Source organism: Photobacterium sp. GB-36 (assembly GCF_003026135.1).
GTDB lineage: Bacteria > Pseudomonadota > Gammaproteobacteria > Enterobacterales > Vibrionaceae > Photobacterium.
In genome coordinates this window covers 29,571-51,833 of record NZ_PYNY01000004.1, presented here as the reverse complement: position 1 = coordinate 51,833, position 22,263 = coordinate 29,571, and the positions used below count along the sequence as shown (strand labels likewise).

Below are 22,263 nucleotides of genomic sequence, written 5' to 3'. Positions count from 1 at the left end.
CGTTGTGTTTAAGTTATTAAAGACCGTCTTAAAAACCGGTGAAGTCACAACCAAATACCCATTCGCACCATTGGAAGTGAATGAAGACTTCCGTGGTAAGCCAGAGCTAGATGCAGATCAGTGTCTGTCTTGTGCTGCGTGTATGCGTGCTTGTCCTGCCAATGCGTTGGTGATGGAAACTGACGAAAAAGCCGGTACACGCCGTTGGGAATTGTCGATGGCGCGATGCATTTACTGTGGTCGCTGTGAAGAAGTCTGCCCAACGAAAGCCATTAAGCTTTCGCAGAACTTTGAATTAGCGGTAACCCGAAAAGAAGATCTGTACGAACATGCGGTGTTCCAACTGGCGAATTGTCGCCAATGTGAGCGTCCGTTTGTAGCGAAAAAGCTATTGGACTATGTGCTAGACACTTTGGCACAAACGGGTGTTTCAGCTGATCAATTAGAGTTACGTCGCCAACAATTAGAAACCTGTCCTGAGTGTCGTCGCAGTAACAATATGCTAGATAGCGAAAACGTTAGCCATCTACGTTACCTTGAGGAGGAAATGTGAAAGGTATTAAACAGCTAAATGGTACAGCTCATACCCAAACTGTTCCTGTTCCATTACCGCCTAATAGCCAGAAATTAAAAGACGCGCTTATTAAGCAGATTCGTCGCTCGGCGTATGTTTACCGTGTTGACTGTGGTGGTTGTAACGCCTGTGAAATCGAAATTTTTGCAGCCACAACCCCTGTATTTGATACTGAGCGTTTTGGTATTAAGGTTGTTGCATCGCCTCGCCATGCCGATATTCTTCTCTTTACGGGGGCTGTGACTCGCGCAATGCGTGCACCCGCGCTTCGTGCTTATGAAGCGGCGCCTGATCCTAAAATTGTGATTTCTTATGGTGCATGTGGTTGTGATGGCGGTATTTTCCACGACTTATATTGTGTTTGGGGCGGTACTGACAAGATTGTACCTGTTGATGTCTACATTCCGGGCTGTCCTCCAACACCTGCGGCAACGATTTATGGTTTTGCAGTAGCATTAGGCCTACTTGATCAGAAACTGAAAGCGAAAACACACAATCCTGATGAGCAAAAAGCGAGCCTTAAACATACTGAAATTCCACTGGATATTAAGGTGATGATTGAGCGTCAAGCCCGCTTACTTGCCGGTTATGTTCAAGGCCAACGTATTGCAGATGAAGTGATGGATGTATTGGCAACCTGTAGTGCGGATAACGTTGATAGCAAGATTGCTGCTTACTTAGCGGAAAAAGACGATCCACGTTTAACCGAAATCGTGAATATTCTGCTGAGCAAAACCATGGCTGCATTAACGGGACAACCTGCGTGCGGGGCAGAGCAAAAAGCGTGCTGTGGAGGCGAAAATGCCTAATAGCAAGATTGCCGATTTACCTGAAGAGTTAACGCAATCTCGTCACCTTGAGCAGAATGTGTATTTCTACAGCTTGGGTCGCAAGTTTGTTGATGAAAGCTACGATGTACCAGAAGAAGCCAAGCAAATTATGTACTACAGCTTGGCGATTGGTCACCATCTTGGTGTGGTCGATTGCTTAGATGCGGTATTGAAATGCTCAGGTCATGAGTATCTTGAATGGATCAGTGGATTAGACCAAAGCGGTGAAGCATTTCGTAAAATGAAAGGTTTTCTAGTGTTTGGTGAAATCACGATTTATCCCGAGCATTTAAACATGTTGGCACTGGCGTTTGATGGTATTAATAGTACGACTCAAAGTGAGAAGTCAAAGCAGTTAACCCATGGGTTTATTGCAGCCTTAGGGGATATTCATCGCGAACCAACCATGTACATGATGATCCGAGGAGGACAGTAATTGTGCTAGAGGAAATTAACCTCTCTTCTGTCATGGGCGTAACGGTGTCGAATGACGATGTCGATCTGTCGGTCAGCAATATTGTATTGACGGTTGGTAACAGCATGATGGCAGACGATGGTGCTGGTCCATTACTCGCAAAGATGATGAAAGAGAATCCGATAGCGGATTGGAGCGTGCTGGAAGGCGGCTCGATGCCTGAGGATTGCTTACACCTTATTCGTAAAGCAATGCCGAAACGGGTGCTGGTGGTTGATGCTGCAGATATTGGTGAAGAAGCAGGGGAAGTACGAATTATTGATCCTGAGACTATCGTTGATATGTATGTGGTGTCGACCCACAGTTTGCCGTTGAATTTCTTAATCGATGAATTAAAGACCTTTGTACCAGAAGTGATCTTCATTGGTATACAGCCTGCGATTGTTGCTTTTTCATTCCCTTTAACGGAAATGGTACAACAAGGTGTTGAGCAAATTTATCAACAATTACCAACTTGGCAAGGCTCGGGCGGATTCACCCACTGTTAGCAGTAAACTGCGACAGTGACGATGCTTAATCGTTGGCCTGTCGATAAGGTGTCGATGAGATGTGACGAAGTGTGTCGATGATGGTTATCGATACATATCAGACATGTTCATTGCTATAAATAAAGCCTGATTTCGATCAGGCTTTATTTTTTTGTCTTAAATATTAATAGTTTGCGTTTTTGCTGTTCAAGGTGTAAAAACTGGCATAGCTCATGCTTATAAGGTATCGCAATGCGGATATGTATTGCGATGTATCGACATCAACAAGGGATACACCATGAACCGATTTGTTTTTGCAGATCCAAATTTGTGTATTGGATGCCGAACTTGTGAAATCGCTTGTGCGTTATCGCATCAAGCAGAAAATACGGTAGCAGGAATGGCACCATCGGATTTTGCACCACGTTTAACCGTCGTGAAAAATGCCCATGTAACTACGCCTGTAATGTGTCGTCAATGTGATGATGCGCCGTGTGCTCAGGTTTGTCCCAATAACGCCATCGTATTAGAAGATGGTTTTGTCAAAGTGATTCAATCTCGTTGTATCGGTTGTAAAACCTGCGTTATTGCATGCCCCTACGGTGCAATGAATGTGGTGACAACGATGGTTGAAGAGACAAAAGGTGCTGCGTTGTTTACGCGCAAAGTACCGCAAACCCAAGCATTAAAATGTGATTTATGTCATCACCAAGAGTCAGGCCCTTCTTGTGTTCAAGTTTGTCCTACTGGTGCGATTCGAATCATTGAACCTGAGACGTTGACTGAAACTAGCCAACAAAAACGTGAAGCAGCGGCAATGAGCGCTGTAGTAGCAACAGGTTGCTAAGGTGATTGTTTAATCACAATGCTATTGACGTTTATTATTACAACCCAAGGTTAGTATGAAAAAATCAATTGTTGTTTGTCCCTACTGTGGTACTGGGTGCAAACTAAAATTGGTTGTCGAAAATAACAAAGTAATTGCAGCAGAGCCTGCAGATGGCCGTACCAACGAAGGTCAACTGTGTTTAAAAGGTTACTATGGCTGGGATTTCCTTAACGACACCAATTTATTAACTCCACGCTTGAAGCAACCGATGATCCGCCGTACACGCGATGCCGCGTTAGAAGCGGTTTCATGGGAAGAAGCTATTGATTTTGCCGGCGAAAAGCTAATGGCAATCAAGAAGCAATATGGCCCTGACGCGATCATGACAACTGGCTCTGCGCGCGGTCCAGGTAACGAAGCTAACTATGTGATGCAGAAGCTCGCACGTGCGGTGATAGGGACGAATAACGTCGATCACTGCGCCAGGGTGTGACACGCTCCATCAGTCTCCGGTCTGGAGACAACAGTAGGTAATGGCGCAATGAGTAACGCCATTCCCGAAATTCAAAAAACAAAATGTTTACTCATATTCGGTTACAACGCGGCTGATTCTCACCCAGTTGTAGCAAGGCACATTCTTAAGGCTCGCGCTAATGGTGCGAAGATCATTGTTTGCGACCCACGTAAGATCGAATCTGCACGTGTCGCTGATCAATGGTTAGCGTTGAAGAACGGTTCAAACATGGCACTGGTTAATGCGTTAGCGAATGTCATTATTGAAGAAAACTTATACGACAAAGAGTACGTTGCAAATAACACTGAAGGCTTTGATGCGTTCCGTGAACTTGTATCTCGTTATACACCTGAAAGTGTTGAAACAACAACAGGCTTAAAAGCGGAAGATATTCGTTTAGCGGCACGTACTTATGCGGCAGCACCTGAAGCGATGATCCTTTGGGGTATGGGTGTTACCCAATACGGACAAGCTGTTGATGTTGTGCGTGGTTTAGCCGGTCTTGCATTATTAACCGGTAACTTTGGTCGTGAAGGTGTAGGTTGTGGTCCTGTTCGTGGACAAAACAACGTACAAGGTACCTGTGATATGGGTATGTTGCCACACCAGTTCCCAGGTTATCAGTCAGTAGAAGATGCCGACATTCGTGCAAAATTTGAAGCGGCTTGGGGTGTACAATTATCTGGTAAGCCGGGTTACCGCTTAACAGAAATTGGTCACAAAGTTGAGGAAGGGATCTGTAAAGCATTTTATGTTTTCGGTGAAGATCCAGCACAAACTGAAGCCGATCTTGCAGCGATGCGTGAAACCATGCGCAAGATGGAATTGGTGATTGTTCAAGATATCTTCATGACACAAACAGCAGAATTTGCTGATGTGATTTTCCCTGCGACAAGCTGGGGTGAGCATGAAGGTGTATACAGTAGCGCCGACCGTGGTTTCCAACGCTTCTATAAAGCGATTACACCACCGGGAGACGTGAAACCTGACTGGGAAATTTTCAGTTTATTAGCAACCCGTATGGGTTACCCAATGTCTTATCAAAATACCCAAGAAATTTGGGATGAGATGCGTCACCTTGCACCACTATATACAGGTGCAACGTACGAGAAGATGGAAGGGTTAAAATCTGTACAGTGGCCATGTCCAACTGAGGATCATCCGGGTACACCTTTCTTGTTTGAAGGTAATAAATTCAGTACACCATCAGGTAAAGGTCAGTTCATTGCTGCGGAATGGCGTGCGCCATTAGAGCAACCAGATGCCCAATACCCGTTAGTATTATCTACTGTGCGTGAAGTAGGCCATTACTCTTGTCGTTCAATGACGGGTAACTGTTCTGCATTACAGACATTGGAAGATGAACCGGGTTATGTGCAGATGCACCCGGATGATGCACGTCAGTTAGGTATTGACGATCAACAATTGGTTTGGGTTTCATCACGTCGCGGTAAAGTAATTTCACGTGCAAACTATAATGAGCGTGTAAATAAAGGCGTGGTATACATGACTTACCAATGGTGGATTGGTGCATGTAATGAATTAACCATTGAGCATGTGGATCCGATTTCAAGCACACCTGAATTTAAATATTGTGCCGTTAAGGTAGAAAATATTGAAGATCAGTCATGGGCGGAAAATTACGTACAAACAGAGTACAGTAATTTGAAAGCACGCTTGAAGAGCCATGTTGTTAATGCTTAATAACAAAAAATGAGTGTATTTGTTTATTTTATTATTCAAATAAACCATTAATGAAAATAAGGTTTCCAAGATAGAATATTGTATATTTTAAATTTGGAAACCTTATATTTCATTGCTTTGCTGTATATTGCTACTAGTCATTCATATCGCTCAAATAATTAGCATTTACTCTGTTTTTCATCATTAGTTTGCATTTATATTTATTGTTTATTGATTGATATCAATACTTGGTTACTAAAATGGTTGAGAATTGTATAATAAATGCTTGAATTATTACTCTCTATTCGAGCGACATTATCAGCAAGAGTTAATGCCAACATGGAACGCTTTGAAAGTGATTTGATGACTTTTTCTAAAGCCTTATTATCAATCAATGATATTTCAGGCGTAATGGATTTTCTTAACAATGAAGATCTATTATTTATCAATGTTGAACGTGTGAATCTACTTTTAAAAAATGATCTTGATAGTCAACCAAGCCTTTACTACCTTGATCAAGATAAACAATGTCAGCAATTTGATTACACTGGCTCAAGTATTGGATTGCATGGCGCTACCATGCGTGATTATTGCCATCAGATGGATGGTGAAACGCTATATCAAACTTTTCCTCAGCTAGAAAGTCATCCTGCGTATGACTCGGTTTTTAATTATTGCAAAATACCGCTATCTATTTGTAATCAACCTTTAGGTGCGATTGAATATATTAATCTAACTATGCCTGATGATAGTGAGAGCGAGAAGCAATTCAAATTATTTAATAATATGATTTCAGCAATGATTGAACATATTATAGAGCACCAAACGGCATCAACATTTACTGAAAAACTAACAACTGAAAAAAACAATTTTCAGGTTCTGGTTGATGTGACGAATACTGTTATAAGTCAAAGTACAAAAAAAGAATTGATAGGTTCATTATTACGCTTTTTATATCAGCATTTTGGTATGACTGATCTATCGATTATTCAATTACAAGATGGGCATTACAATCAACACTCTGCTTGTTTTATTAATAATGAAATTGATTATCAATGTCATTTCTTTACCAATGATAAACTAATTAAAAATGCAATTAAGAATAAACAGCCTGTATTTTTAAATGCGATAGATATTAAGAAAATGCAGGCTGATAATAATAGCCCGTACTTTCCTCGTAGTGTTAAAACTGCTTGTGTTATGCCACTCATATTTAGAGGCATTGCAGTGGGTTATATCAGTTTTATGAAGCCTATTGAAGCGCCATATCAAAATACGGATCTTGAGTTATTTAAACAGATAGCTGCGCGTGTTGCGTTAGCAATGCATAGTATAAAAACACATCAAGCGAGCATTCCTAATCAACCTATTACAAAGTTTGTAAACATCGATGAAGGGATGGGTGAACACGTTATTTTTGACGATATTATTAGTCAAAGTGAAGTGATGAATAAAGTCCTTGAACAAGTTGCCCTTGTTGCTTGTTGTGACAGTACGGTGTTGATTTTAGGCGAGTCGGGGACGGGAAAAGAATTAATTGCTCGTGCTATTCATAAGTTAAGCCTACGCAGCAAAACGGATATGGTGAAGATGAATTGTGCCGCCATTCCTGCTGGTTTATTTGAAAGTGAATTGTTTGGTCATGAACGTGGCGCCTTTACTGGCGCGATTAGCCAGCGTGTTGGTCGTTTTGAACAAGCGCATAAAGGTACGTTATTTTTAGATGAAATTGGTGATATGCCGTTAGAGCTTCAGCCTAAATTATTACGTGCATTACAAGAAAATGAAATAGAACGTGTGGGTAAGAACGCATTAATCAGTGTTGATGTGCGAATTGTTGTCGCCACGAATGTTGATTTATTACGCCGTGTAGAAGAAAAGAAATTTCGTAATGATCTTTATTACCGTTTGAATGTTTTTCCTATCCAAATTCCGCCACTGCGTGAACGTGCCGAAGATATCCCATTATTGGTTAAACATTTTACCCGTGAATTAGCCAAAAAAATGGGCAAAACGATCACCGTAATTGCAGCAGAAGATTTAGCGGTTATGAGCGCATTTCCATGGCCGGGCAACGTTCGTGAATTGCGTAACTTTGTTGAACGCTCTGTGATTTTAACGCGTGGTAATGTGCTTAATGTTCCTGTTCATGAGCTAAAAACAGCGTCTCATTCTGCCTGTGTACCAACCGAGAATGCGCCTTCTGTCGGATTGGTTACCCCTGAAGCTACTGGTGTTATCAATACGCCAGAATCAACAGTGAAAGGTGACGTAGTTAAACCCATTATTAGTAAAGCAGACGTGATTAAAGCATTAAAGGCTTGTCATGGTGTGGTCGCAGGGCCGAATGGTGCGGCAAACCAATTAGGACTGAAACGGACAACCTTGTTATCTCGAATGCAGAAAATGGGGATTAATAGCCAAGATTTTCGAGGTGGTATCTGATGCGTTTTATACCAGCCTACATTTTTATTTAATTATAGGATCACTATTTTGACCACTCTTGAGGTGCAATCAACCGATGCCGTTAGTGATGCTTGTCAGCGTCCGATCATTCGCTATCGCAAAGGAGAAAGCGATTTTAGAGAGATGGATTTCATTATTGAAGAAACGCCTGTTGCTCTTGCGTTTAATGGCGTTGCGTACACCGTGATGATGTGTACTCCTCATGATTTAGAGCCGTTTGCGATAGGCTTTTCATTGTCTGAGGGAATTATCGATCATCACCGTGATATTCACGATATACTGATTACCCATCATGATAATGGGATCAATCTTGATATTACAGTTGCAAATCGTTGTGCTGAGCGTTTAAAGCAGAAACGTCGTTCATTAGCGGGTTTAACGGGCTGTGGTATTTGTGGTGAAGAAAAATTGGAAACCGTATGTCGGATGCTAATGCCATTGCCGATGACAGTTGAGTTTGATTTAAGTCATTTAGAACAAGCGTTACAGCAATTACTTCAACACCAAGCACTTAATCAACTCACAGGTGCAGCACACGCGGCAGCATACATCGATGCCAATGGTCAATTACTCGCAACATTTGAAGATGTTGGTCGCCACATCGCGTTAGATAAATTAATTGGTTATATCCATCAACAGCGTTTATCTGGCGGTGCTGTGTTAGTCACCAGTCGCGCTAGTTTTGAAATGGTACAAAAGGCGGCCTCAGCCGGTGTTGAAGTGTTACTTGCCGTATCTTCTGCAACAAAAATGGCTGTCGATTTAGCGGATCGTTTAAATATGACGTTATTAGGGCATTGTCGCCGTGGTCGAGCCGATGCTTATGCTCACCCAGAACGTATTTTTGGCATGATTTGATCTCGTGCTTTCATCGTACTTTACGCTTAGTTATCGCGTGAAGTGTTTTATAACCCTCCGGATTTCCGGTTACTTTTATTAAGAAGATATTAATATGAAAATGAAACATCTAATGTTGGGCTTGCTAACTACTTCTTTTTCTCCTCTTGCTTTAGCACACCCTGGTCACATTGGTCCTCACGCTTCTGCGTTCATGAGTGGTTTTGTTCACCCATTTACTGGCATGGATCACCTAAGTGTTATGGTGGGTGTGGGTCTATTAGCAGCAATGATGGGGGGGAAAGCGATTTCACGTTTACCTCTTGCTTTCATCTCAATCATGATTGTAGGTGCTGCATTAGGTGTATCAGGTGTTGTGATCCCAGGTGTTGAGCTAGCTATTGCAGTGTCTGTGATTGCGATGGGTGGCATGCTATTAGCGGGTGGTCGTATCTCTGCAAAAGTAGCGACAGGTGCAGTAATGGCATTTGCATTATTCCACGGTATGGCTCACGGTATGGAAATGCCTTTAGGCGCTACGGCTGTTGAGTTCTTTATCGGTTTCGTACTTGCAACGGCAATTCTACACGCGTGTGGTGTGGTATTAGGTAAAGCTATCGCGTCTTCAGCTGCTAATCGCCGTGTTACTAATGTCCTAGGTGTCGTTATGGCGGCATTTGGTGGCATCTTAATGCTGTCTTAATTCAGGGCAGTTAGCGTGACAGACAACATTGCACGACAATATATTCATATTACCGGCATTGTACAGGGGGTCGGTTTCCGCCCCTTTGTCTACCAACTAGCGACACAACATGCGCTAGTTGGTTCGGTGATCAATGATTCAGAAGGGGTGAAAATTGATGTGCAAGGCTCTCTTGATACATTAGCTATTTTCACTTCGCAGTTAATTGACCAAGCGCCTCCTTTAAGTCGCATTGATGATGTGGCAGTTCGCACTTTATCGCTATGGTCTGAATTGGAAAAGCCGAATACTTTTGATATAGAGCAAAGTCAGTGCGGTGACAGCACAACGGTATCTATTTCACCAGATCAAGGGCTTTGTGATGCTTGTAAGCGGGATATTTCCAATCCAGATTCTCGATACTTTCAATACCCATTTACCAACTGTACCCATTGCGGTCCACGTTACAGCATTATAAAAGCGCTACCTTATGATCGTGCAGCAACCAGTATGCAGGATTTTTCGTTGTGTTCTGATTGTGCCGAGGCATATCAAAATCCAGTCGATCGTCGTTATCATGCTCAGCCCATTAGTTGTGACTGCTGCGGCCCTTGGGTAACGCTTTATGATGCACAGCAGCGAGTAAAATCTAGCGCAGAATTACCACTTGTTGCAACCAAACAAACAGCGATTGAGCAGCTTGCGCAACAGATTAAAGACGGCGAAATTGTTGCAGTTAAAGGCATCGGTGGTTTTCATTTAGTGTGTGATGCCACGAACGCTCAAGCTGTGGCGAGTTTACGTAAGCTTAAGCATCGGCAGTCAAAACCGTTAGCCATCATGGCGGCAAGTGATGACATTGCTCAACAATTCGTTGCAGGCTGTGATGCGGAATGGAGAGCATTAGCAGCGCAAGCGAGACCGATTGTTCTTATGAATAAGCGGTTAGATATTGTGGCAGAAGAAGTGACACGAACAGATGGCGTATTAGCTGAAAATGTTGCTCCGAATGTACCGTATCTTGGAATCATGCTGCCGTATACGCCATTGCATTATTTGTTGTTTGATGAATTAAAAGCAATCGATGCGACAAGTACACTTGTTATGACCAGTGCGAACTTATCAGGTATGCCTATTGCGACTGAGTTAGCTCAAGTCTGTACTCAATTTTCAGGGAAAATCAGTGGTGTTTTAGATCATAATCGTCCGATTGTGAGTGCGTGCGATGATAGCTTGGTACATTATGCTGGTGGAAAGCTCCGTGTGCTACGTATGGCAAGAGGCTATGCGCCTGTGAGTCATTTCGGTACAGGTAGTGAACAAAGTACAGGTAATATCACCGTTGCTTTAGGTGCTGAGCAAAAATCAACCATAGGGTTAGCATTACCTCAGCAATGGCTAATATCCCCTTATATTGGTGATTTAGACGATCTCGATACCGAGTTACGTTATCAAGAAACCTTTAACCATTTAACAGCGCTTTATAATGTTAAGCCACAGCAGTTGGTGTGTGATAAACACCCTAATTATCATTCCTCTCAATTTGCTGAAAAATACCAAACCCAAGCCCATTTGGTCACACCACTTTTAAAGGTGCAGCACCATCATGCCCATGTATTAGCTGTGATGGCTGAGCATAATTTAACGGAGCAGGTTTTAGGTTTTACCTTTGATGGGACTGGTTGGGGTGACGATCACACCGTGTGGGGAGGTGAAGTCTTACTTTCTACACCACAAAGTTATCAACGTGTCGGACATTTACGTCAATTTCGCTTAATTGGAGGCGAAAAAGCGATAAAAGAGCCAGCTCGTTTGTTATTTGCCCTTTTATTGGAATGTTACTCAGTCGATGCGATTAAAGCGATGCAGTTATCAGCCTTTAAAGAGTGGAGTGATATTTATTTTAATAATTTATACCAATTATGGCTAACAGGCAGTCAATCGCCTTATACCTCATCGATGGGACGTTTAATTGATGCGTGGGCAAGTTTGTTAGGTTTGGTTGATCGCGTTGATTATGAAGGTGAATGTGGGTTGAAACTCGAACAAGCGGCAATGAAAGATCGATGCCATCAACCTATTTCTTTTGCTGTTGATGCTAATGGTGTGATTGATTGGCAACCACTTTTTGAATATGCATTACCACTGTTAAGTTTAGTTGCCGATGATTATCGCCCAGCATGGCGAAATTGTTTGGCGCACAGTTTTATTAGTGCCATTGCTGACGTCATTGTCACCATAGGACAAACGTATAAGCCATTACCGATTGTTTTAGGCGGTGGGGTATTCCAAAACCGTGTATTAGTTGATGAAGTGTTTGAAAAAGCCAGCGCGCACAGTTTATCCCTTTTTTGTGGTGAATCACTTCCTGCTAATGATGCATCTATTTCAGCAGGTCAGTTGTGGTTTGCCATACATCAAAAATAAGAATGAAGAGATCTCGTCATGCATGAATTATCACTGAGTATGAATACGGTAGATACCGTGGTTGAACAGGCGAAAAAGCAAGGCTTTCATCGTGTAACTCGAGTGACATTATCGATTGGGACATTATCGTGTATAGAGCCCCATGCATTGGCAACAGGATTTGAATTTGCAACACGAGGAACGATTGCAGAAGGCGCGAAGTTAGCCATTGAGTCTGTACAAGCTCAAGTTTGGTGTATGGAGTGTCAGCGCTATATCGAAATGGATGAGCGTGGTGTCTGCTGCCCTCATTGCCAAGGTTATCAGCTTAAAGTTGAAACCGGTGACGAATTAATGATTAAAAATATTGAGGTAGAGTAATGTGTAATGTATGCGGCTGCGGAGATAGCCATGTAGAAGGTGTCGATCACCATCATCATGGTTCTCACCACCACGATCATCATGGGCATAGTCATCACAATGACCATCACCATGATCACGCGCACTCCAATGTTCATAAAGCGAGTAATGAACAGCCTGTTGTGATCCATCATCACTACTATCATCAAGGTGATGTTCATCATCATGTGCATTACACGTTACCTGCAACATCGCACCATGAACACAGCCACCCACATCATCAACATTCTCACCATGACCATGCATCGCACGTACATCACAACCATGCTCATGATAGCCATGACCATCATCAGCCTGAAACCTTAGATAAAGGTGATTTGCACTACGGTAAAGGCGAAGCTGAAGTGCATGTGGCTGGGGTTTCTCAACGTCAACTTCTGACGTTAGAGATGGATATTCTAGGTAACAACAATAAACTGGCTGAACATAATCGCGAGCATTTCAAAGCCAATAAACAGCTTGTGCTGAATCTAGTATCAAGCCCAGGCTCTGGTAAAACGACCTTGCTTACTGAAACCCTGATGCAGCTAAAACAGCAGTATCCATGTGCAGTGATTGAAGGGGATCAGCAAACCTCTAACGATGCGGATCGTATTCGTGCTACCCAAGTGCCCGCTATTCAAGTTAATACAGGAAAAGGCTGCCATTTAGATGCACAAATGGTGCACGATGCTTATCATCAATTAGCAATGAATGAGCCAGGTTTCTTGTTTATCGAAAACGTGGGTAACTTGGTGTGCCCTGCGAGTTTTGATTTAGGTGAGGCATGCAAAGTCGCGATTTTGTCTGTTACTGAAGGGGAAGATAAGCCGCTTAAATACCCTAATATGTTTGCTGCCGCTGACTTAATGCTGATCAACAAGGTCGACCTATTGCCGTATGTTGATATCAACATAGAAGATTGTATTGCTAATGCACGAAAAGTGAATCCCAATATTCAGGTCATAAAACTTTCAGCTAAAACGGGTGAAGGGATGGATGCGTGGTTAAATTGGCTGACTGAGCAACTTCAACAACATCAATAGTTATTACGGTTCAGTAGACATTTAAAACCACAGGTTCATGAAAAGTGCCTGTGGTTTTTTATAAAGATGCGCACAAAAGTATGCATTAAAATGTAATGCCCCTTATTTACCTTCCTCTCAATTCACATCCTCTGTGTTTAATTTTGCTATAACTAATCGTTTCATCAATAGTTTACAAGTTAAAGAAATGAGGTGAGATGATGATAAGTGCTACAGGTATTGAGTATCGCTATATAAAGCATCACAGTGCTAAAGATTGTGTAGTGATTAATACGGGAGCTAACGTTACCATTGAAGATAACCGATGGTTACAAGACGAGTTAGCAAAGCGTTACAGTGTACTTTTATTTAATCGAGGTGGTTATGGCAGAAGTCCACTCAATACAAAGGTAAGGACACCAGAGGTTGTATCTCAGGAGTTGCATAGTTTACTTATAGAGTTAGATATTAAAAACGCCATCTTACTTGGTCCGTCCTTGGGGGGACTTTACGGTCGATATTTTAACTATAAATACCCTGATTTAGTTAAAGCCTTGGTGGCTGTTGATTCGCCAATTAGCTTTATTTTTGAGAAAATTGAAGCGCGCCTTCCAAAAGATATTAAGCAATTTGTTCAGCAAGAACTTTCTCTTTTAAAGCCAATAAATCCCGTTGTTGACTCTGAGCTGCTGGAGGTAACTCAACTGGAATTTACGGATTTTTCTTATCACCAAAAGCCGGTATTAAATTTTTATAATACCTATTTAGGCGATGGCGCAGAGTTTGTTAGTCAGTTGATTGTTGATGTTGCTAAGCAAGAAGCAGAAAAAGAAGGTTGCGTTAGATTGGCATTTTCAGCAACAGGACATGATATTATTTCTAATGATTTGGATTTTTTCTTGGCAACATTTCATCGTTTTATCGATGATATAAATAGTGACTCTAAATTTTAAATAACACAGTGAGGTTAAGTATCGGCTTTGATTGAAGCCCTGATAAACAGGGCATTATTGCTTACTTTTTATAAATAACAGAAATGATGTCTTCAGGTTGCTGATGATTTAATTGTGCTATTTGTACAATGGACTGCTTAGGATCATCAATCGTAAAACCAGCCAATTTTATTTTATCTACTAAGTTATTAATGGGTTGATGAGTTAGCTCTGACATCAACGTAATTGGAGCATTATCGATAGAATCAAACAAGGCGACAGAGACATTGTTAGACTGTTCGACTTCTTTATCACTTTGGATCATTGCGATACCCAGTAATAAAATAGCCGCCATCATGACAATGTTATTCTTACGTGATAAGTGCTTGATAATTGAGTTCTTATATAAGAAAGCATGCCCGAGAACGGCAATGACCATTAAGATACCAATCCATTCATGCATAAGAACAATATTTTTCGAATTAATATCTAAAAATAGGAGAGAACCAGAAGTTAGCACAAGTAGTGCACAAACGAGTGTTAGTGGTGTCCAGTATTTTTTCATTTGATCTACTTTTAGTGTTTATAAAGACAGAGCAAAAAGTAGCATGATTAAGCTTTGCTCATTTTCGTTTGAGCGCCAATATCATCATTCTTTACGCCATTCCTATGAATAAAGACATTCTCTAAATTGTGTATCTCGAATAAGGTGCAATATTCATTAGCCTGTTGCTAATTGATGCAACTAAGCAAGTTGCGTTAGATTGTTTTTTTTCGATAGGACATGACACAATGGCTAATGATTTGGGCTTTTTATTGGCAACTCTTCATTGTTTTATCAGTGGCTTAATAGCTTCTTAATAGGATATTGCTTCGATAATTAATTTCAGCAATGTTAAATTATCATATGTATTCGTTAAGCGTTATTTTTACAAGGAATTAACGTAATGCTTTATGAGAGTGACTGTCTTCAAAAGAATGATGATGGAGGTTAATTAACACTACCAATTTGTTTTTTTATCTATACAATTCCGCGCAACTTCGCTAATGGCATATCGTTGATATTCATTTTTCGCCTGCAATTAGTGACACATTTTGATGCTATGAATAGTCTACGATGAAAACTAAAATCTTACTGCTTGCTCTACTGCTTTCTGGCTGTGATATGACAGCAACTCCTTTTACTCCACCTTCTACCAATGATATCGAGCAGTGCCAAATTTTGGTAACGAATAAAACGCAATATACTGCTGAAACCATTATTGCTAATGATGTTGATAATCAATCTGAAAGTAATCGAGGCTGGGTGTTTGTCGATCATATAAAGCCGGCACATCGTGGTGATATTAACTTTCGTTGTAATTTAGAGAAAAATAGAGTGGAAGTATGGGCGCCGGGTGCCGCAATGTGGAATGAATTGTAATACTTTCATTGCTAGCGCTTAAAGTGAAGCCTAGCTTTTTGCTTGTATAGTAAAAACAACAGTAAAAAAACGGCGATACCCCAATATCGCCGTTTTTTTTAATCGTTATTTGCCGTTTTTAATCGGTAGTCAACACGCCCAAATTTTTTCTCTGCACTTGCTGTACGCCCAATCATCGCCGTCGTAATTAACATGAATAAAGACGGTAATAACCAACCTGCATGTGCGTTGTAAAGCGGTAATGTATCGCTGAAAAAGTCACCGAGATCTTTTGGCATCTTACCTAAGATATTAATCGCATCAATAGTACCGAAAAGCGTCGCTGTGATCAGAACCGCACTGTGTGTAAGGCGTGAAACGGTAAATGTTGAAGCCGCCAATGATGCTAATACTAATGCGATGGCAACCGGACAAAGTACAAGGATGGCAGGTAAACTTACTTTCAGAATATCGTTTAAACCAAAGTTTGCGATAACCCCTGTTAGCACAACAATGACTGTTGCTGTGAAACCAAACGAAGCTTTAAACGTATCTTGATAATACTCAGCACATGCATTGGTTAAACCCACTGTGGTGGTTAAACATGCCATTAAGATAATAGCGGCTAATAACCATTGACCATAATGACCAAACTCACCTGCAACGTAACGAGTTAAGATCACGCTACCATTAACACCATGTTCAGCAATCGTTGATGATGTTGCGCCTACGTAGCCCATAATGATGTAACAAGACGCCATTAACGTGGCGTAAATTAATGCGACTTTAATAGAAGTTGATGCAATACCTTGTTGTGTTGTAACACCCTTAGCTTTTATTGCATGAATGATAACCCAGCCGAAACCGACAGCAGCAATGGCGTCCATCGTCATGTAACCTTGGATCAAACCACTTGTAACAGCACCGACTTGGTAATCACCAGATGGAGCAGCAGGTGTACCGAGAGGGCTAAGAAATGCTGCTAAGCCTAATCCACATAGTAAAATAATCAGTGCAGGCGTCATGATCTTACCAATGTAAGTCACAAGGTTTCCTGGTTTAAATGCAAGAAATAGGGTAGCGGCAGAAAAAATGATAGAAAAAGCAACTAAATGGTCATGAGTAAAAAATGGTTGAATACCCATTTCATAAGCAACAGTAACGGCGCGAGGCATACCAAATGCAGGGCCAATAGCGGTAAAAAGTAATACCCAAAAAGTTGTACCTAGCCACTTAGGTAAAGCCTTGGTTAAATTATTGGTATTACCAATTCGACCTAGCACAATAATAGTAAATGCGGGTAAGCCTACGGCAGTAATTAAAAATCCGGCCATTGCGGAGGTCAGAGAAGTCCCAGCATCTAATCCCATTGCTGGTGGAAAGATCAAGTTACCTGCACCAAGAAAGAGGGCAAATGTTGTGAGACCGAGTACGAAGATGTCTTGTGTTTTCAAATGTAGTTCCTGCATTTTTGAAGTTATAGACAACCATCGCGATTAATGCGCAATGCGTTAAACGTCCATGATTGAAATCGTATTCCGCAGGTTTGCTGAAAGAAGATATTTGACTTGATAGTATCCTCCGCCAGCTCGGCTGACGGAAGCTTGCCCGCCAGCCTAGCGAATAATCACTAGGATAATAGCGGTAATAATTCGTGTTGTATGTTTTATATCAACAACAGAAGCCTCGCTCCAATTAGTAAATTGGCTCGATGCTAAGTTTTTTCGTGTTTTATGTTCGCAAAGTGCTGAATACATAACTTAACAACTTCTGTTTTGTGATTGAATTAACGCTTACAACATATAAAGAAAATATAGAGTTGTAAACGATTTTTTTATGGTATGCGTTTTATTGCGACTAAGTAAAAGCAATTAACTAAATAAAATCATATTGATAGTTAAATATGTGAGTGCTAGTGCCAGGTTTTGTATTTTTATGCTTCGATATAATAATTGAAAGCAGTGGTAACGCTGATATTGAAGCTATACCAATGGCATAGCTTCAATTTTAGTATCAGTAGGTAGCAACTGTATTTCGATTACGTTGAATAATATGGGTCACTTTACTGATACAAATGGTTACTAGAACAGGGAGTAGCCATGACGCATGAGCATTAAACAAAGGTAACCATGCCGTTAGATCTTGATGCATAGCGGAAGGGATCTTACCTAAAATGTTTAGTGCATCAATACTGCCAAATAACGTGGCGATAATGACGATCAGTGTTTGGCTCATCGAGAATTTACGCTTTGCGTTACTCACAGTGTTCGGCATAAAAATAATGGCGATGATGAGTGATACTGCGATAGGGCATAAAATCAAAATAGCAGGTAGGCTGACTTCAATAATCGTTTCTAAGCCAACATTAGAGATAATGGCTGTTAAGCTCATGATCACAACAGCACTGATTTTAAAAGGGATGTTATAAGTATTTTTGTAGTATTCGCTATTTGCATTGGTTAAGCCAATAGTTGTGGTTAAACAAGCCATTAAAGTAATCGTTGCTAATAAAATTTGTCCAAATGTACCAAACTCACCAGCAGCATAGCGTGTTAGAATTTCACCGCCATTGGTTGAGTTGGGAGCAATTGAAGAGGACGTCGCACCTAAATAACCCATAGCTAAATAACACAAAGACATCAGTAATGCGTAGATACCAGCAATACGTAATGTGTAGTAAGAAATCGCTTTATTACAGCTAATACCCGTACTACGAATCGTTTGAATAATCACCCAACCAAATGCGACCGCTGCGATAGCATCTAATGTCATATAACCTTGGATCATACCGTTAACCGTCGGTGCTGCTTTATAAACAGCAATGGCATCTGTCGGAGAGCCTAATGGGTTAATCAAAGCGGCAATCACTAAGACCGCTAGCATCACGATTAATGCAGGCGTCATTACTTTACCAATATAGCTAACTAACTTACCGGGCTTCAGTGCCAAAATTAAGGTTAATAAGCAAAATAGCACTGAAAACAGCATTAACCCGTTACCGTGGTAGAAAGGTTTAACACCCATTTCATACGCCACAGTTACCGCTCGAGGTAGAACAAAGGCTGGCCCCAGAGTCGTTAATACTAAAAACCAGAAAGTACGATCCATCCAATGTGGTAATGAGGCAGTGAGTTTATCTGCAGATGACAGTCGACCTAAAACGATCAGTGTTAAGGCGGGTAAACCAACGGCGGTTAGTAGGAAGCCTACTATGGCGATTAACCAGTTTTCACCGGCTTGTTGTGCCATCATAGGGGGAAAAATAAGGTTTCCTGCCCCTAAAAATAAGGCAAAAGTCATAAATCCAATGGCGGCAAGTTCTCTTCTCTTCAAACGGCGTACCTTCTACATGAATGGTCAGTTTGGCCGGAAGATAAAAAGGAGAGTTAACATATCCGCCAGCAATAGTAACTGACGAATAAGCTTAAACGTCAGCGTTATTTGACGACGACGACAGAGACAAGCGCAATAGTATTCATAACAAATACAGTAGAAGATACTGCTAAATTGTTGTGCTTAACTGAATACATAAGTGATGCGCTCGAATGAAATAATTGACCTAAAACTAAAGCTATTTAAGATGATTGTAAAGTGATATTCGGTAATTATTCGTATTTAATACGGAATGTATAATGTATGTATCGCGAATATAGAATAAAAATTCGCGATACATATCCGTTATTAGATTTAACCTGTTGTTTTTAAGCTAATATTTTTTCAAGTTCAGCCAGTGTTGAAACTTGATAAGTTGGCTTTATAGTATCTGGCAATAATTGATTTTGATGATTAAACCAGCATGTGTCTAAACCTGCATTGATACCGCCTAAGATATCTGATTGCGGGTTATCACCGACCATAAGTACAGAAGTAGGTGCAGGGTTGCCCATTTTTTCAAGACTATAATCAAATATACGGCGATCGGGTTTAGCGACGCCGACCTGCTCTGAAATAACGAGCAGATCAAAATAATCGGCTAGTCCTGTTTTTTCTAAGCGGATTTTTTGCAGTGCAGTAAAGCCATTAGTAATGATGCCTAATTTAACTCGACCATTAAGAGATCGAATCAGTGATGTTGTCCCCGGTAATACTTCGCAAATATCAGCCATTGCTTGCATGTAATCATCATTAAGCTGTTGTTCTGTTGTTTTTAGTTTTTTTGCCCACTCCCGAAAACGTGTTTGCTGAAGTTCACTGGCTGAAATATCGCCATTTTGATATTGCACCCATAGCGGGCGGTTAATTAATTCATATTGTTTGAAGTCAGCGTCACTAAAGGCGATATCATAACGAGAAAACATGAGCTGTAGCCCTTTAAAAGCATCAAAATAGAACAGGGTCTCATCAGCATCAAAAAGAATCCAATCGTATTTCATATGTATTATTGCCTTATAATATCTATCTATAGTCATCGAATAGCGCGCATATTACACTATAGTGAATGAATAAAAAGAGTGATTTTAGGTGAGAGTAATTTAAACGATCTTATGCCCTCAAAGTTAATCTAATCATATTTGGTATATAAGTTTCTTATGATTTTATAAACTTCCTGACAAAGAATTGAACTTCGTTAGTGGATACCTGTCTACACTTACCAATTATAAGTATTTACTATTTTTAAAAGTATAGGGGCTCTTAATGGGTATTTTATCTTGGATTATTCTTGGTTTAATTGCTGGTGCATTGGCAAAGTTTTTAATGCCTGGTAAAGATGGCGGTGGTTGGATTGTAACAATGGCATTGGGTATTGGCGGTGCATTTGTTGGTGGTTTTGTGGGTAAATTTATTGGTTTAGGTCATGCAACAGGTGTAAACATTGGTAGCATTATTACCGCTACCTTGGGTGCATTTATTATTCTGTTTATCTATAACCGTTTTATTCGTTAATCTAATGTAATAATACATTATAAAAGCGAGAAATTACCGCTAATATGACGGGTGATTTCTCGCTTTTTTCATTTTAGCTACTTAATGCTAAATGCTGCTCCGCCCCCCGAAGCATCGCATGTATTAATTCATTTGCTTCAAATTTTGTCAGTGCTTCTTGAGCACCAACTTGGTGTGCTTGAGACACACTTATTTCACTTGAAAGGGAGGTGTGTAAAATAATATAGGTTGAGACGAGCGCATCGGTGTTTTTGACATTGAATGCCAGCTCATACCCATCTAACCCTGGCATTTCGATATCACTAACCAAAATATGGAACGGATCGTTTGCTTGCGCAGCCGTTTGCATCATATTAAAAGCATCTTGCCCATTTTTGGCAACAAAGTAGGGCACACTGATACTATCAAGTGCTTGAGTTAATTGTTTTCTGGCGACGGCTGAGTCATCAACTAATAAGATTTTTAACGGACGTAAAATCTCACGTTCAATATCGGTAAGAGTAGGCAATAACGTTGAAGGATCATCTGGAAATATTTTAGAGAGAAGCAATTCAACATCTAGTAGTTGAATCAACTTATCGGCATCGCGCATAACACCAGTGACAAAAATATCGCTACCTAAATGTTGGGGAGGTGCTTCAATATTTTGCCAGTTACACTCGGTGATCCGTTCAATACCTCTGACTAAAAATCCAACTAACTTACGACGACAATCTGTAATGATAATAAAGCAACGTTGGCGCTCTTCAAGACTGATAGCGGGATAACCAATTGCTTTGGCCATATCAATAACAGGGACAGTGTCGCCACGTAATGTAGTGGTGCCAAGTACGGTTGGGTGAGATTTTGGGATAACACTTAAATTTGTATAGGGTACGATTTCACGGACTTTAAGCGTACCAATCGCAAAGCTTTGTAGTGTGGACAGCTTAAAAAGTAACATCCCTTGTGATGCATTCGTTGCATTCTTTATCATACCGAATCCATTGCATAGATAATTTATGTTAATAATTCATTATAATAACACTATCGTAATTTATACCAAACGTTTATAAATAAAAATTCACAATTAATATATTAGTAAATTTCGATATTGATTATCTTTTTTCTGTCTTAACTGGTTTTCTATGCGTTCGAAATAAAGGACATCAAATTGTTTTTATCAATGAAAACTTGAAGCATGAGCTGATTTTTCATATTAATGTTGATTAATTAGGTATGACGTATAAAGAAGTGATGTCGAATAATATTCTTTCATCCGATTTTATAACTTACCTTAACCATCATAGTTTAGCGACTGATGTGAGTGAAGATTCACAGCAAAGATTACTGAATGAAAATAAAAGGATAATACTCTCTATTTTGATATCATGGAATTTGACGCAATTATAAACACAGAAACTTTTTATTATACAGTTGAAAAGATATTACTTGCCTTTATAGAGAGAAAAAGCAATATCAGCATATCTCATTAATTGGTGAATTTAGTGGTTTATATAATAAGCGATTTATCAATAACCATTGTTTAACAAAAAAATCTTAATTATCATTGGTTTATATAGATTTAGGCGTGCGAATTATAATCATAACGATATAAAAGTGATGAATTAATTAAAAAATCATCTTCATTGTTGTGTTCAACTTTTTATTCGGAGGGCTCAGCTATTCGTTATGGTGGAGTGAATTTGTTTTCATTACTGAAAAAATAATTCCTTGGGAATTAAATACATAATTAATTTTATTAATGAAAAATAAGTTATGATTTTAGTGACTGACTATTTAGTTATGGTGCTGAAAGTTATCAAGGTGAACTTATTAAGATAATGAATGTTATAGATAAAAAAATGTATGAGAATAA

Annotated in this window: 20 protein-coding genes; 15 read left to right on the top strand and 5 right to left on the bottom strand. The window is 40.2% G+C overall.

The annotated features are described in order from the left end of the window. Positions 1–4 precede the first annotated feature (4 nt). The 13 genes from C9J46_RS05095 to C9J46_RS05035 all read left to right on the top strand — a co-directional run bounded on the left by C9J46_RS05095 (position 5) and on the right by C9J46_RS05035 (position 14,140). On the top strand, positions 5–553 hold the full coding sequence (locus tag C9J46_RS05095; RefSeq protein ID WP_045132255.1) for a formate hydrogenlyase complex iron-sulfur subunit: 549 nt from the start codon (positions 5–7) through the stop codon (positions 551–553). Next, entirely contained in the window at positions 550–1,383 is an 834-nt protein-coding gene (locus tag C9J46_RS05090; RefSeq protein WP_107206728.1) for an NADH-quinone oxidoreductase subunit B family protein, read from the top strand. Before C9J46_RS05095 ends, C9J46_RS05090 begins: the two co-directional genes overlap by 4 nt. After that, the gene (locus C9J46_RS05085; RefSeq protein WP_107206727.1) at positions 1,376–1,840 is read left to right on the top strand and encodes a formate hydrogenlyase maturation HycH family protein; all 465 of its coding nucleotides are present in this window, start codon (positions 1,376–1,378) and stop codon (positions 1,838–1,840) included. Before C9J46_RS05090 ends, C9J46_RS05085 begins: the two co-directional genes overlap by 8 nt. A gap of 32 nt (positions 1,841–1,872) precedes the next feature. After that, on the top strand, positions 1,873–2,367 hold the full coding sequence (gene hycI / locus C9J46_RS05080; protein WP_107206800.1) for a hydrogenase maturation peptidase HycI: 495 nt from the start codon (positions 1,873–1,875) through the stop codon (positions 2,365–2,367). Between the two features lie 277 nt (positions 2,368–2,644). Beyond that, positions 2,645–3,193: a 4Fe-4S binding protein gene (locus C9J46_RS05075; protein ID WP_005366157.1), complete on the top strand. Its 549-nt coding sequence runs from the start codon at positions 2,645–2,647 to the stop codon at positions 3,191–3,193. Positions 3,194–3,248: 55 nt separating this feature from the next. Next, positions 3,249–5,393 carry a formate dehydrogenase subunit alpha gene (fdhF, locus tag C9J46_RS05070; RefSeq protein WP_107206726.1) on the top strand — a complete coding sequence of 715 codons (2,145 nt, stop codon included), beginning with the start codon at positions 3,249–3,251 and terminating at the stop codon, positions 5,391–5,393. A 261-nt stretch (positions 5,394–5,654) separates the two neighbouring features. Next, complete coding sequence (locus C9J46_RS05065) at positions 5,655–7,817, top strand: sigma 54-interacting transcriptional regulator (protein ID WP_107290624.1); 2,163 nt, start codon at positions 5,655–5,657, stop codon at positions 7,815–7,817. Between the two features lie 48 nt (positions 7,818–7,865). Beyond that, entirely contained in the window at positions 7,866–8,696 is an 831-nt protein-coding gene (fdhD, locus tag C9J46_RS05060) for a formate dehydrogenase accessory sulfurtransferase FdhD (protein ID WP_107206724.1), read from the top strand. A gap of 94 nt (positions 8,697–8,790) precedes the next feature. Continuing rightward, positions 8,791–9,378, top strand: a complete 588-nt coding sequence (locus tag C9J46_RS05055; protein ID WP_107246235.1) for a HupE/UreJ family protein — start codon at positions 8,791–8,793, stop codon at positions 9,376–9,378. 15 nt (positions 9,379–9,393) lie between these two features. Continuing rightward, positions 9,394–11,784, top strand: coding sequence for a carbamoyltransferase HypF (hypF, locus tag C9J46_RS05050; RefSeq protein WP_107290623.1), 2,391 nt, complete (start codon positions 9,394–9,396; stop codon positions 11,782–11,784). 18 nt (positions 11,785–11,802) lie between these two features. After that, a complete protein-coding gene (hypA, locus tag C9J46_RS05045) occupies positions 11,803–12,144 on the top strand; it encodes a hydrogenase maturation nickel metallochaperone HypA (RefSeq protein WP_045128683.1) in 342 nt (113 codons plus the stop codon). Beyond that, complete coding sequence (gene hypB, locus C9J46_RS05040; RefSeq protein WP_107290622.1) at positions 12,144–13,208, top strand: hydrogenase nickel incorporation protein HypB; 1,065 nt, start codon at positions 12,144–12,146, stop codon at positions 13,206–13,208. The genes hypA and hypB overlap by 1 nt, the downstream gene beginning before the upstream one ends. 197 nt (positions 13,209–13,405) lie before the next feature. Then, the gene (locus tag C9J46_RS05035; RefSeq protein WP_107246230.1) at positions 13,406–14,140 is read left to right on the top strand and encodes an alpha/beta fold hydrolase; all 735 of its coding nucleotides are present in this window, start codon (positions 13,406–13,408) and stop codon (positions 14,138–14,140) included. Between the two features lie 61 nt (positions 14,141–14,201). Here the strand turns inward: C9J46_RS05035 and C9J46_RS05030 are convergent, their stop codons facing one another. Next, positions 14,202–14,684 (bottom strand): hypothetical protein, encoded by a 483-nt coding sequence (locus C9J46_RS05030; RefSeq protein WP_107287524.1) that lies wholly within the window; start codon positions 14,682–14,684, stop codon positions 14,202–14,204. Positions 14,685–15,236: 552 nt separating this feature from the next. Here C9J46_RS05030 and C9J46_RS05025 point away from each other — a divergent pair. Then, complete coding sequence (locus C9J46_RS05025; RefSeq protein ID WP_107206718.1) at positions 15,237–15,542, top strand: hypothetical protein; 306 nt, start codon at positions 15,237–15,239, stop codon at positions 15,540–15,542. A 98-nt stretch (positions 15,543–15,640) separates the two neighbouring features. On the opposite strand, the gene brnQ (C9J46_RS05020) is transcribed toward C9J46_RS05025, so the two are convergent. The 3 genes from brnQ (C9J46_RS05020) to yjjG form a co-directional block, all read right to left on the bottom strand. Next, entirely contained in the window at positions 15,641–16,975 is a 1,335-nt protein-coding gene (gene brnQ / locus C9J46_RS05020) for a branched-chain amino acid transport system II carrier protein (protein ID WP_107261243.1), read from the bottom strand. 559 nt (positions 16,976–17,534) lie between these two features. After that, the gene (gene brnQ / locus C9J46_RS05015; protein ID WP_107206716.1) at positions 17,535–18,854 is read right to left on the bottom strand and encodes a branched-chain amino acid transport system II carrier protein; all 1,320 of its coding nucleotides are present in this window, start codon (positions 18,852–18,854) and stop codon (positions 17,535–17,537) included. Between the two features lie 368 nt (positions 18,855–19,222). Beyond that, positions 19,223–19,894 (bottom strand): pyrimidine 5'-nucleotidase, encoded by a 672-nt coding sequence (yjjG, locus tag C9J46_RS05010; RefSeq protein ID WP_107206715.1) that lies wholly within the window; start codon positions 19,892–19,894, stop codon positions 19,223–19,225. A 262-nt stretch (positions 19,895–20,156) separates the two neighbouring features. Between yjjG and C9J46_RS05005 the strand changes: the two genes are divergently transcribed. After that, positions 20,157–20,405, top strand: coding sequence for a GlsB/YeaQ/YmgE family stress response membrane protein (locus tag C9J46_RS05005; protein WP_105062604.1), 249 nt, complete (start codon positions 20,157–20,159; stop codon positions 20,403–20,405). A 73-nt stretch (positions 20,406–20,478) separates the two neighbouring features. Here C9J46_RS05005 and C9J46_RS05000 read toward each other — a convergent pair whose 3' ends face one another. Next, complete coding sequence (locus C9J46_RS05000; protein ID WP_107246225.1) at positions 20,479–21,381, bottom strand: chemotaxis protein; 903 nt, start codon at positions 21,379–21,381, stop codon at positions 20,479–20,481. Positions 21,382–22,263: the final 882 nt, after the last annotated feature.